Here is a 12,782-nt window from a genome sequence, read left to right as displayed (position 1 = left end):
AGGCGTCCCCACCGGCGCTCAGTCGAAGAGCTGAAGGCGGTGCGCCACGGCGGCCGCCTCGCCCCGGCCGGCCACGCCCAGCTTGCCCAGGATGTTGGAGACGTGGACGCTCGCCGTCTTGGCGGAGATGAACAGGGCGTCGGCGATCTGCCGGTTGCTCCGGCCCTCGGCCACCAGCCGCAGCACCTCGCGCTCGCGGGGCGTCAGCCCTGCGGATTCGTCGGCCGGCGGCGGGCCGTCGCCCAGTGAGATCCTGGCGCGCCGCGCCAGGTGGTCGATCTGCCCGCGCAGCGGTACGGCGCCGAGCCGGTCGGCCACCTCGGCCGCGCGGCGAAGCCGTCCGCTGGCGCCGTCGCGATCGCCGTCGCCCGCGGCCCCCTCGGCCGCCCGGAGCAGCGCGCAGGCGTACGGGTACGGGGAGCCGAGATCCTCCCAGGCGCCTGCGGCCGCATCCCAGGCGGTGCGGTCGAGCATGCCGGCGGCCCGGGCCGACTCCGCGGCGAACGTCGTGGCGTAGGCGGCCATCGCCCGTCCGCGTGCGGGGAGGCGGTCGGCCAGGTCGCGCAGTGCCGTGCGGAGTACGGTCGCCCGCACGAGCAGGGTGTCGTCGCGGACCGTGTCGGCGTCGGTGGCCACCTCGGCGCAGGCCCTCATGGCCGACACGAGCACCGGCCAGGCGAACCGCGGCCGCACCGTGAGGTCCAGCGTCGACACGGCGTGGTGCACGCGGTCCAGCGCCGCATTGAGGTCTCCCTCGGCGAGCCGCCAGTCGATCAGCAGCCGGGTGTAGGGGAGCCCGTCCTGCGGGATGGCGTGATCGGCGGTGAAGGACGTGGGCATCGCCCGCATCACGTCCGCGAGACCGGCCAGATCGCCGCGGGCGAGCGCGAGCGTCCCGGCCGCCACCAGCAGGTAGCCGGACAGGGAGTACGCGGGGTCGAGCTCCAGGCCTTTCTCGAGAACCCGGTCGGCCTCGGTCCAGCGCCCCGCCGAGATCAGGGATTCGGCCAGGTTGCCGGCGAGGAACGGCCCCTGGATGCGGGCCCGGCCGATGCGCTGCGCGAGCTCGAACCCCTCACGCGCGGCCTCGATGGCGAGATCATGACGTCCCGCGCTCTCGAGCATGTGCGAGATGTTGATGAGGCTTCGCAGGACGAGCAGGCCGGAGCCGAGCCGCTCGGCTTCGGCGCGGGCCTCCCGCAGGTCCTGCAGATTCTCCTCGATGTCGCCGCCGCCCTCGCCGGCGGCGATCGTGGCGAGCGTCACGATGGCGTCCACGGCGACCGCCCGGTCACCGAGCCTCCTCGCCAGCGACAGTGATTCGGCGCTGAACGCCTCGCACTCCTCGTCGAGGCCGCGCAGCAGCAGCGCCGAGATGAGCCGGGCCAGCACGGTGGCACGGGCGGGGGTGGCCCCCGAGGCGAGCCGTTCGGCCCTCCGCAGGTCCTGGAGCTGCTCGGGCAGCATCCCCTTGTAACCGCGCAGCCGCGCACGCGACGCCAGCGCCAAGGCGAACCGCTCGGGGTCGCGTTCCTCGTCGATTTCCGCCAGCGCGGCCCGGACCATGGCCAGGCCCCGCTCGACCTCGCCGCAGGCGGTGGCCGCCTCGGCGGCGAGCATGAGCACGCCCACCTGATCGCTGTCGACGAGTTCGGCCGCGTTCGGCACGCGGTCCCACAGCTCCAGCACCCGTCCGAGCATCTCGACCTGCTCCGCGTACGCCACCGCGACCGCCAGGTCGCCGGCGGCCCGCCACGCGGCGATCAGGGCGCGTTCGTTGTCGTGCGCGGCATACCAGTGCTGGGCGAGGGCGACGGTGGAGTCGCGGGTCCCGGCGATGCCCGGCGCCGTCTCGATCACCTCGGCGAACCTGCGGTGGGTGCGGCTGCGCTCACCGGGCAGCAGATCCTCGTGGATCGCCTCGCGGATCAGCGCGTGCCGGAACGTGTAGCCGTCGGCGCCGGCGACCAGCACGTTGCCGTCGACCGCCGGACGCAGGGCGGCGGTCAGCTCACGGTCGTCCAGCCCGGACACCGCGGCGAGCAGCTCGTGTCCGACCCGCACTCCGCCCGCGCTGGCCGTACGCAACAGCTCTTGGGCGTCCTCGGGCAGCCGCTGCACGCCGGCGAGCAGCAGATCGCGCAGTGACGCGGGAACGCCGCTCTGGGGGTCGTCCGCGCACCCGGCGGTCGCCTCGACGAACAGGGGGATGCCCACGCTGCGCCCGTAGACCGCCTCGACCAGGCTCGGCTCGGCGGGGCGGCCGAGGATCCCGCTGAGCTGCGTGGCCACCTCGCTCCGGCCCAGGCGCGGCAGGTCGAGCCCCACGACGCCCTCGACGCGGTTCAGCTCGGCCAGCATCGGCCGCAGCGGATGCGTCCGGTGCAGATCGTCGGACCGGTAGGTGACCAGGAGCAGTACGGTGCCGTGCCGCAGATTGCGGATCAGGAAGGTGAGCAGATCACGCGTGGACCGGTCCGCCCAGTGCGCGTCCTCGACCACGAGGACGAGCGGTGCCCGCTCGGCCAGCCGCTCCAGCAGCGTGAGCATCTGCTCGAACAACCGGACCCGCCCCGTCTCGGGATCGGGGTCGGAGGGGGTCTCGCCGAATCCGGGCAGCAGCCGGGCCAGGTCCCTGGCGGTGCCGCCCGGCATGAGCGCGGCGATCTCATCGAGGCCGATGTCGCGTACGAGCTGACGCAGCATGGCCGTGAAGGGCGCGTAGGGCAGGCCCGCCGAGCTGAGTTCCAGACAGCCGCCGAGCAGCACACGACCGACCTCGCGCTCACCGGTCCGGGTCACCTGGGCGACGAACTCGTTCACCAGCCGGGTCTTGCCCACGCCGGCCTCTCCGCCGAGCAGCACCGTGGCCGGCGTTCCGCGGCCGACCGCCGCGTAGACGTCGGTCAGCACGGTGAGTTCGTTCTTTCGCCCCACGAATACGGGGCTGACCACGCTCGTGCTCATGTCGTCCATACCTCGGTCATCCCGTCACCCGGTTCTCGGCGGTACCCGGCCCAGGTTCGTCCTAAGGCCGGCTGCGCCGCTACGGGCGAATGCCCTATCTCGATCGGTGGACCGCCTTAGTCGTGGCTCCCTCATCGGTGCCGGTCTCCGGTCGTCTCCGGCTCGTCTCCGGTCGTCACGGTTTCGCCTCCGCCGGTCATGCGCGCCGTCAGCGCTCGAAGAGCCGTAGCCGGTGCGTGGTGGCCGCCGCCTCGCCGCGTGTGGTGACGTCGAGTTTGGTCAAGATATTGGAGACGTGCACGCTCGCCGTCTTGACCGAGATGAACAGGGCTTCGGCGATCTCGCGATTGCTGCGTCCGTCGGCCACGAGGCGCAGGACTTCGAGTTCGCGTGGCGTCAGTCCGAGCGGGGCGGTGCCGGTGCCGGTGCCGTTGACACGCGTACGCCGGGACAGATCGTCGATCCGCTCCCGCAGCGGACGGGCCCCGAGCCGGTCGGCCAGCTCGGCGGCCCGGCGCAACCGCGGCGACACGCCGTCACGGTGCCCCTCCGCCGCGGCGGCCTCGGCCGCCCGGGTCAGGGCCCATGCCAGCGGATACGGCTGCCCGACGGTCTCCCAGGCGCTCACCGCCGCGTCCCAGGCGGGCAGCGAAGGGCTGTGCCGGAGCGGGGCCGCCTCGGCCGTGAAGGTGAGCTGATGGGCCCGATGGACCGGACCGTGAACGCCCAGCCCCTCGGCGCGAGCCTCGATCGGCGCGAAGGCGTCCGGGTCGCGGGCCTGCGCGCAGGCCCGCGCGCCGACGACGAGCGCGGGCCACGCGTAGCGCGCGTCATCCGAGAGACGCGCATTGGCCATGACCGGCTCGAGAGCCGAGATCGCCTTGTGCGGGTCCCCCTGCGCGAGGTGGAGCTGTGCCTCCAGCCTTGAGAGCACGAAGAGATCCTCCGCGCAGCGGGTGGCGCCACGGGCGATCAACTGCGACGCCGTGGCGAGGGTCATGGCGGCCGCGTCGAGGTCCCCACGGGCGAGGGCCACCTCGCCGGCCAGTTGCCGCAGGACGCCGTGGTGCCCGGGCGCCGGATCCTGTTCGAGCATCTGCTCGATCACCGTCAGGGCGTCGTCCCAGCGGCCGACCGACATCAGCGGCTCGGCGAGATTGATCGCCAGGCCGGCGCCCGCGGTCCTCGCCAGCCCGTGCTCTCTGGCCTTCTCGACACCGCGCCTGGCCACCTCGATGGCCTCCTCGTGCCGGCCCGCCCCCTCGAGAACGTGGGATCGGGTGACGAACACCCGCAGCAGCGGGCGGTAGGACGCCGCCCGCTCGGCCATCTCGGCGATGACGTCCAACCGCGCGAGCCGGGTCTCGTCGTCGACCAGCCCGCCGTCCAGGCAGATGAGGGTGAGCTCCGCACTCACCTCGGCGGCGGCGTCACCGGCCTCGCGGGCCACCAGGGCCGCCTCTTCGGCGATGCCTCTCGCCTCACCCCAGATGGGGAACTTGAAGATCTTCTCGGCCATGGTGGCCAGCGCTCGCGCGCGGATCACGCTGGGAGCCCCGGGAATGAGCCGGATCGCCTCGCGCAGGTCGTCGATGCCCTCGGCCCGGTGGGAGTGCAGCGACAACCGGCCGCGCTGCTCCAGCAGCGCGGCCGCGCGGGTGGGATCGTCGATCTCCTTGAGCGCCGCGGTGGCCAGTTTGACCCCGCGTTCGACGTCTCCGGCCAGATCGGCCGCGGTGACACTCTTCTCCAGCACTTCGCCCAGTTCGTGGCCGATGTGCTCGGCGGCTTCCGGCACCCGGTCCCAGAGTTCCAGCACCCGCGAGAGCATCTCCAGCGCCTCGGCGTAGGCGGCCGCCCTGCTGGCCTCACCCGCCGCCCGCCAGGCGCTGATGAGAGCCCAGGTGGCGTCATGCGAGCGGTACCAGTGATGGGCCAGCTCGACCGCGAGCCTCCTGGCGGGCAGCAGCGTGGGGTCGGCCTCCAGTGCCCGCGCGTAGCCGGCGTGCAGCCGGCTGTGCTCACCGGGGAGCAGATCGCCGTGTACGGCCTCGCGGATCAGGGCGTGCCGGAACATGTACCGATCGCCCTCGACGACGAGAACATTGGCGGCGACGGCCGGCCGTAGCGTCCGGTCCAGTGCGGCGTCGTCCAGTCCCGACACGGCTGCGAGCAGCGGGTGCTCGATGTGATCGCCGCCGCCGCTCGCGACCCGGAGGAGCTCCTGAGTGTCCTCGGGCAGCCGCCGCACGCCGGCCAGCAGCAGATCGCGCAACGACTCGGGCACCTCGCCACGCGGCTCGCCGTCCTCGCAGTTCAGCAGCGCCTCGACGAACAGCGGGTTGCCCTCGCTGCGCGTGTTGACCTGCTCGACCAGCTGCGCCGACGGTTCCCGATCCAGGATGCCGCGCACCAGATCGGCCACCTCGCGCCGGCCGAGCCGCGACAGGTCGTACCGGTCGACCCGCTCGACGCGTGCCACCTCGGCGAGCAGCGGCCGCAGAGGGTGGGAGCGGTGAAGTTCGTCGGAGCGGTAGGTGACCACCACGAGCAGGGCGGCGGCGCCGTCGAGGTTGCGGATCAGGAAGGTGAGCAGATCACGGGTGGAGCGGTCGGCCCAGTGGGCGTCCTCGATGACGAGAACGGTCGGTGAGTGCTCGGCCAGGCGCTCCAACAGCGTGAGAATCAGTTCGAACAGCCGGGCGCGTGCCTCGCCGCTGGTCGCGTCCGGCTCCGGCTCGCCGAACTCGGGCAGCAGCCGGGCCAGCCCGCTCGCCGCCGAGCCGGGCAGCAGGGCTGTGACGCCCTCGGGCCCCATCTCGCGTACGAGTCCCCGCAGTACGGTCGTGAACGGGGCGAACGGCAGGCCGTCGGCTCCCAGTTCGATGCAGCCGCCGACCAGCAGGCGGGCCCCGGCGGCCTGTGCGCGTGCGCCGAACTCACGGATCAGGCGCGTCTTGCCCACACCGGCCTCACCGCCGACGAGCACGGCGCTCGGCGCATCGGCCAGCGCCTTGCCGAGTCGATCGAGCTCGAGGGAACGGCCGATGAGCATGGGGCTGCTGTAATGCACACTCACCTGTTAAGGATGTCAGCATCCTGTGGCGAAACATACGGATTATCCGGCCGGTGCGGGCGGCGGCACCGCCGTCGCCGCGTGTCGAATCGTGTGTGCCCTGATCTGGGCCTGACGTGCAAGGACGAGAAGAGCATGGTGTGTAGATAGTCCCCAACTGTGGAATAGATGTCCCCGTAACTGATCGTCACGGGGGGGAGATCAGTGGCTACCAAATCAGGGACATCGGCGACCGCCGGCCGCCGCACGGCGGCAGCGAGTCGCACCAAGAGCACAGCTACGAGGAGCACCTCGGCGCGGGCCGGTGGGGCGGGCAAGTCCGCCACCACGAAGGCCACGACGAGGCAATCCACGGCTAAAAAGGCTCCGAGCCGCAGGACCTCGGCAGCGAGGTCCACGACGAGGGCCACAGCGGGCACGACCGCCAGGACGGGGGCCAGGGCCGCCACGACGCGGGCCAGGGGCGCCACGACCCGGGCGCGGACCGCGACGACAGGGGCGAGAGGCGCCACGACACGGGCGCGGACCGCCACGACACGGGCGAGAGGCGCCACGACAGGCGCGCGAACCGCCACGACACGGGCGCGGACCACGACGGCGCGGGCGCGGACCGCCACGGCGCGGGCGCGGACCGCGGCCAAGAAGGCCGAGGCCATGCCGCCGACCGTGATGGCCAAAGAGGCGCCGAAGAAGGTCACGTCCGTGGCGTCGAAGGCGATGTCGGCCATGGGCCACATGGCGTCGTCGGAGCGGACCATGACCGCCGCCATGACGCTGATGGCGACGGCCACCAAGGCCATGACCGCCACCGCGAAGGCGCTGAACTCGATGGCGTCGATGATGCGCGCGGCCAAGCCCGAGATCTCGGTTGAGAGGGCGCCGGGGCGCAGGCCCGCGGCGGCCAGAAAACCCGCCGCGCGGAGACGGCCGAGGACGACGGCGGCGGCCACTCGCCGCAAGCCGACCGCCACGGCCAGTATCACCACGCGGCGCAAGGCCGCCGGGCGACCTAAGACCGCCGCCGCCGCGAAGCCGGCGGGACGGCGTACGACGACCGCCGCGGGGCGGTCCAGGACCACCGGGGCGGCCAAGCGCACGACGGCCGCCGCCGGGCGGACGCGGGCCACCACGGCGGCCAAGCCCGCGGCGAAGCGGACGACGGCGGCGGCCAAGACCACGGCGAAGCGGACGACGGCGGCGGCCAAGCCCGCGGCGAAGCGGACGACGGCGGCGGCCAAGCCCGCGGCCAAGCGGACGACGGCGGCGGCCAAGACCACGGCGAAGCGGACGACGGCGGCGGCCAAGCCCGCGGCCAAGCGCACGACGGCGGCGGCCAAGACCACGGCCAAGCGCACGACGGCTGCTGCCGGGAAGGGGAGGACCACCACGACGGCCAGGACCACGGCGAAGCGCACGACGACCGGGGCCAAGCCCGCGGCGAAGAGGCCGGAACCCAGCACCACCGGGCCGACGCCGACCGGATCCAAGCCCGGCGCGGGAGCTTCGAGGAACCAGATGGGAACAGGTTCCCAGGACAGGTCCACGCAGGCGCCCGCGAGTCAGTCAGCCGGTGAGGGCGGAGGTTTCCTGTCGGGGCTGGTCGACCATTCGGCCGACCGTGACTGAGCCCGGCGCCGGGCACGAGACCCCGACCGCAAGCATCGGGGGCCCGGCCCGGCGTGGATCCATGCCGCGCTGAGCGGCGTGGAACAACGTTCCGCTGAGCGGGGCTACATACGATCCGGTGCGGTGACGCCGAGGAGATCGAGTCCTTGGACGAGGGTCCTCAGCGTCAGCGAGCACAGGGCGAGCCGTGATGCGCGTACGTCGGGCTCGACGTCGTCCCTCAGCACGGGGCAGTTCTCGTAGAACGTGGTGAAGGCGGACGCCAGTTCGAAGACGTAGGCGCACAACCGGTGCGGCTCGGCGGTCTCGCCGGCGAGCGCCACGGCTCCGCCGAAGCCGAGCAGCCGGAGCGCCAGCGCGCGCTCGGCCGCGGTGCCGACGGCGATCGGACCCGGCGTGTTCGCCGGATCCACGCCACCCTTACGGAAGATCGACCTGATCCGCGCGGTGGCGTACTGCAAATACGGCCCCGTATTGCCCTTGAAGGAGATCATTCGGTCGAAGTCGAAGACGTACTCGCTGTCCAGGGCGACCGACAGGTCGGCGTATTTCACCGCCCCGACCCCGACCGCCTCGACGATCGTCTGCCTGGCCCGGTCGTCGAACGGCTCGTCGTGCTCGATCTTCTCGAACTCGTGGCCGGCGCGGTCGACGCCCTCGTCGATCAGCTCGCTCAGTTTGATGGTGCCGCCGGCGCGGGTCCGCAGAATCTTGCCGTCGGTGCCCAGGACGTTGCCGATCTGGGCGTGTTCCAGCCGCATGCCCTCCGGCACCCAGCCGGCCATCCGGGCGACCGCGAACGCCATCTGGAAGTGCAGTCCCTGCGCCGCTCCGACCACGTAGATCGCCCGGTCGACCTTGAGGTCGTCCGCGCGGTAACGGATCGTGGCGAGGTCGGTGGTCGAGTAGTTGTAGCCGCCGTCCCGCTTCCGGATGATCACGGGTAGCGGCTCACCCTCGCGGCCGGTGAATCCGGGCGGGAAGGCGCACAGGGCACCGTCGCTGATCACCGCGACGCCCTTCTCCTCCAACTCCGATGCGGTCGTCGCGAGAAGGTCGTTGTAGAAGCTCTCGCCTCGAATGTCGGCATCGGTGAGGCTGACGCCCAGCCGGCCGTAGATCCGGTGGAGGTACTCCTTGGACAGCTCGACCAGCTTGCGCCAGTGCTCCAGGGTGTCGGGATCGCCGCCCTGGAGCCGTACGACCCGCTCCCTGGCGCGCTCGGTGAACGCCGGATCGGTGTCGAACTTGACCCGAGCCGCCTGGTAGAACGAGTTCGGATCCGTCTCCAGCAGTCTCGCCTCGGCCGAATCCTCGCCGACGTCGAGGAGATGCTCGATCAGCATGCCGAACGGCGTGCCCCAGTCGCCGAGGTGGTTGTCACGCACCACCGAGTGGCCCAGGAACTCCAGGATCCGCGCGATGGCGTCTCCGACGATCGTGGTCCGCAGGTGCCCGACGTGCATCTCCTTGGCCACGTTGGGGGAGGAGTACTCGACGACGACCTTCTGCGGCTCGTCGGTCGTCCCGACGGCCAGCCGCTCGTCGCCGTGCATCGCCTGCGCCTGCGCCGCGATCCACTCCTCTTTCAGGGTCAGGTTGACGAAGCCCGGACCGCTGACCTCGATCCCCTCGCACACGTCCGCGACATCGAGCCTGGCCACGATCTCGCCCGCCACGTCTCGCGGCTTTCGGCCCATGCGTTTGGCCAGCGGCAGGGCCACGTTGGCCTGGAAGTCGGCGAACTGCGACGGCCGGATGACCGGGTCGGCGTCCGCGTATTCCGGTCCGAAGGCGGCGGCGAGCGCGGCCTGGACACGGGCGGCGAGGATGAGTTGCGGGTCGGACATGGTCCAAGGTTATCGGCGCCAAGGGTCTACCGCCCAAGCCATATCCGCACCACCCCGCCAAGGCCCCGTCCATGTCGCCCGGCGGACGGGGTCCCAGGGGCGAGGTCTCAGGGAGGCCTCGGGGATACGGTGACCCGGCTAGGAGGTCGAATCAGGAGCGGATTCGTCCTTGTCCGGGGCGGGCTGATCTCGATCACCGTGGCGGCGGCCGAATCGGGGCGTGCGGGCGGCGGCGACCTGCTCGCGGATGCGTTCGACGATGTTCCCGTGCACGAGATCGTGCGCGAGCACACAGGCCGAGGTGATCGCCCTGGCGTTGGAGGCCCCGTGCGCGATCACGACGGTGCCGTTCAGGCCCAGCAGCACCCCGCCGCCGTAGGTCCCGGAGTCGAGCCGGTCCCGCAACTCCCGCAGCGGGCGGCGCTGCATCGCGGCCCCCATCCTGGCCCGCCGGCTCGAGGCGATCGCCGCCTGCACGTCGGTGAGCACCAGCCGGACGGCGCCCTCGAGGGTCTTGAGGGCCACGTTCCCGGTGAAGCCGTCGGTGACGACCACGTCGACCTTGCCCGCGAGCAGGTCGTCGCCCTCGATATTGCCGACGAACTCGATGCCCGGATGGCCGGCGTTCAGCAACTCGTAGGCGCGCCGCGTGAGCTTGTTGCCCTTCCCGGGCTCGGAGCCGATGGTCAGCAGGCCGACGCGCGGCCGGTCCACGCCGAGCCGTACCTGTGCGTACGCCGTGCCGAGCGCCGCGAACTGCACCAGCGTCTCGGGCTTGACGTCGGCGGTGGCCCCGGCGTCCAGCAGGACCGTCGGCCGCGGGAGGGTCGGCAGGGTGACGGCGATCGCCGGTCGCGTCACGCCGTGCTGGCCGCGCAGCCTCAGCCGGGAGGTGGCGACGATCCCCGCCGTCGTCCCGGCCGACACCAGCGCGGACGCCCGGTTCTGCCGGATCAGCCGGCAGGCGATCGCGATCGACGATCGCGGCTTGCGCCGGCTGGCGAGCGCCCCTTCGTCCATGGCGAGCGCCTCGTCGGCATGCGCGATCGGGATCTGCCCGGCGAAGCCCAGCCGGTCGAGCTGCTGCTTGATCCGGGGCGCCTGGCCGACGAGGACGAGACGCGCGCCGTGCTCGCGTACCGCGGCGACGGCCCCGGCGACGATCTCGTCAGGGGCATGATCACCCCCCATCGTGTCGACGGCCACCGGCCCGGGAGATACGGCGCTGCCGGGCATGCGTACTCCTGGCTCAGGGTGGAAAGGGTGTCGGCGCCATCTGCGCGCCGTAAATCATGGTAGGGCCACCGGCCTTTCCCCTGATCACCTGACGTCCACGGGGACGCAGCGCTCCTCGGGGAACGCTCAGTCCTTCCCGGTGCGTCCTCGGTGCGTCAGTCCTTCTTGCGGCGGCAGTCCGCGCCGAGGCAGTTCGCGTTCTGCACGAGGGGACGGCCGTTGAGGAGGATCGTGAAGTACTCCTCCTTGCGCTTGTCCTCGGCCGCGCCGATGACCTGAACCCGCTTTCGGTCCGTGGTCGAGCCGGAGCAGCCGACGCGCATGTGACGCTTGGTGTGGCCGGGCAGGCTCCAGCAGGTCAGAGGCCTCTCCAAGTAGTGACCGCGCGAGCGAAGCTCATCACCGGCGATCGTGGGAGTCGCGGCGAGCAGCGCGGTCTGCGACTTGTGCCTGAGCTCCTCGGACTCGAAGATCATGAGCAGGCCGGCCAGAACGGCGCAGATCATGACGGTACCGATCAAGGCCACGACGGCGGCGACGAGTTTTCTCACACTGTTTAGAGTCGCCATCGGCACCGCCCCTCACCCGTGGTAGCGGGCGAGTTTTCCGCCGAATTGACCTCACCTCGCCGTGATCTTGTCGCAGCCCCGGCCGAGGCAGGACTTCCGGAGCACCTCGCGGCCGGCCACGGTGATGACGAACTCCTGCCGGGGCCGTCCGGTGTCGGCGTGCCGGGCGATCCCGGTCAACGTGATCGGCCGCCCGTCGACGGTCCGTCCCGTACATCTCACCCGTACGACCGCCAGCGTGTTGCCCGGGGGCAGCGTGCAGTCCAGGGTGCCGCGCACGTGGTACCCGAGCCCGCGCAGTTCGGCCGTCGCGCCCGTGGCCACGGCGTTGCGGAAGGCCTTTGTCGAGATCTCCCGCGCGACGCCGCATCCGCACAGGGTTAGGGCGAGGGCGATGAGGGCCGGTGATCTCATGAGACGCTCCGGTTCTCCCGGCCGGTCACCACGGCCACGGCATCGGCCACCGCGTTGGGCCGGTCCAGTTGGATCATGTGCAGGCAGCCGGGAAGCTCCACCTGCCGTCCATGGGGGCTCATACCGGCCAGCCGGGCATGGCACGCGGCCCAGCTGCGTGCCTCCGCCGAGGTGTCCAGATCACCGAGCGCCGTGAGGACCACGAGCGGAATGGCGGGGAAGGGGCGCCGCGTTCGCAACGCCGCGAGGTCGGCGGCCATCTCCCGGTAGGCGACGTACTCCGCCAGCACGGTGCCGATGACGTCCCCGCGGCCGTAGACCGACCGTACGACGGACCGGGGGACCGCCGGGCCTCGGGTGCTGATGCCGCGAAGGACCCTGCGGTAAGCCCACGGGCCGAGCACCTTGGCCAGCCCGGTGGCCGCCGCCAGCTTCCCCACGAGTCTGGCGGCGGGCGTCACGGCCGCGGACATCCGCAGGCCTGAGGTGTCGTGCTCGCAGCTCGGATCCAGCAGGACCAGACCGGCGAGAAGGTCCGGCCGGATACGGGCCAGCGCCTCGGCGTGGAAGGCCGCCACCGAGTGGGCCAGCACGAACACCGGCTCGCCGGCCCGCTCGGCCAGGGACTCGAGCAGAGCCGTCTCGGCGCGCAGGCTCGGCGCCGAACGCCCGGCCGGGCTGCGGCCGAGCCCCGGCCGGTCGAAGGCCACGATCCGGTAGTCATCTCGCAGGAGCTCGGCGACCGGTTGCCAGTCGAACCAGGCGCCGCCAAGCCCGGTGGTCAACAGCAGTGGCGGGCCGTCCGGCCGTCCGGCCTCGTGGATGTGGACTGTGTTCATGGCGCTCGCTCCGCTCGCGCGGCTCGGGGCGCCTCGACGGCGGTGGCTTCCCTCGTCGCTCCGGTCGCTCGTACCTCGCTCCCTGCGCTCCTCAGTCCAGCCACCGCCGCGCCCCTCGCAGTCCATGGCGCTCGCTCCGCTCGCGCGGCTCGGGGCGTCTCGACGACGGTGGCTTCCCTCGTCGCTCCGGTCGCCCATTCCCCGC

At 72.1% G+C, this 12,782-nt stretch carries 8 protein-coding genes; all 8 read right to left on the bottom strand.

The genetic code is table 11. The features are described from left to right. Positions 1-18: 18 nt before the first annotated feature. Complete coding sequence (locus tag HKK72_RS42250) at positions 19-2,967, bottom strand: helix-turn-helix transcriptional regulator (RefSeq protein ID WP_187235869.1); 2,949 nt, start codon at positions 2,965-2,967, stop codon at positions 19-21. Between the two features lie 208 nt (positions 2,968-3,175). Beyond that, positions 3,176-6,046, bottom strand: a complete 2,871-nt coding sequence (locus HKK72_RS42245) for a helix-turn-helix transcriptional regulator (RefSeq protein WP_315987344.1) — start codon at positions 6,044-6,046, stop codon at positions 3,176-3,178. After that, positions 6,043-7,587: a hypothetical protein gene (locus HKK72_RS19735; RefSeq protein ID WP_187235868.1), complete on the bottom strand. Its 1,545-nt coding sequence runs from the start codon at positions 7,585-7,587 to the stop codon at positions 6,043-6,045. Before HKK72_RS19735 ends, HKK72_RS42245 begins: the two co-directional genes overlap by 4 nt. Before the next feature lie 186 nt (positions 7,588-7,773). After that, positions 7,774-9,519 carry an arginine--tRNA ligase gene (gene argS / locus HKK72_RS19730; protein WP_187235867.1) on the bottom strand — a complete coding sequence of 582 codons (1,746 nt, stop codon included), beginning with the start codon at positions 9,517-9,519 and terminating at the stop codon, positions 7,774-7,776. Between the two features lie 138 nt (positions 9,520-9,657). After that, complete coding sequence (plsX, locus tag HKK72_RS19725; protein ID WP_187235866.1) at positions 9,658-10,755, bottom strand: phosphate acyltransferase PlsX; 1,098 nt, start codon at positions 10,753-10,755, stop codon at positions 9,658-9,660. Positions 10,756-10,910: 155 nt separating this feature from the next. Further along, positions 10,911-11,306, bottom strand: a complete 396-nt coding sequence (locus HKK72_RS19720; protein WP_315987343.1) for a hypothetical protein — start codon at positions 11,304-11,306, stop codon at positions 10,911-10,913. 69 nt (positions 11,307-11,375) lie between these two features. Continuing rightward, positions 11,376-11,738, bottom strand: coding sequence for a hypothetical protein (locus HKK72_RS19715; RefSeq protein ID WP_187235864.1), 363 nt, complete (start codon positions 11,736-11,738; stop codon positions 11,376-11,378). Beyond that, positions 11,735-12,577, bottom strand: a complete 843-nt coding sequence (locus HKK72_RS19710) for an alpha/beta fold hydrolase (protein WP_187235863.1) — start codon at positions 12,575-12,577, stop codon at positions 11,735-11,737. The genes HKK72_RS19715 and HKK72_RS19710 overlap by 4 nt, the downstream gene beginning before the upstream one ends. Positions 12,578-12,782: the final 205 nt, after the last annotated feature.

Source organism: Actinomadura sp. HBU206391 (assembly GCF_014323665.1).
GTDB lineage: Bacteria > Actinomycetota > Actinomycetes > Streptosporangiales > Streptosporangiaceae > Actinomadura_C.
Note: the sequence above shows the minus strand (reverse complement) of the source record. Positions and strands in the feature narration are given on the sequence as shown.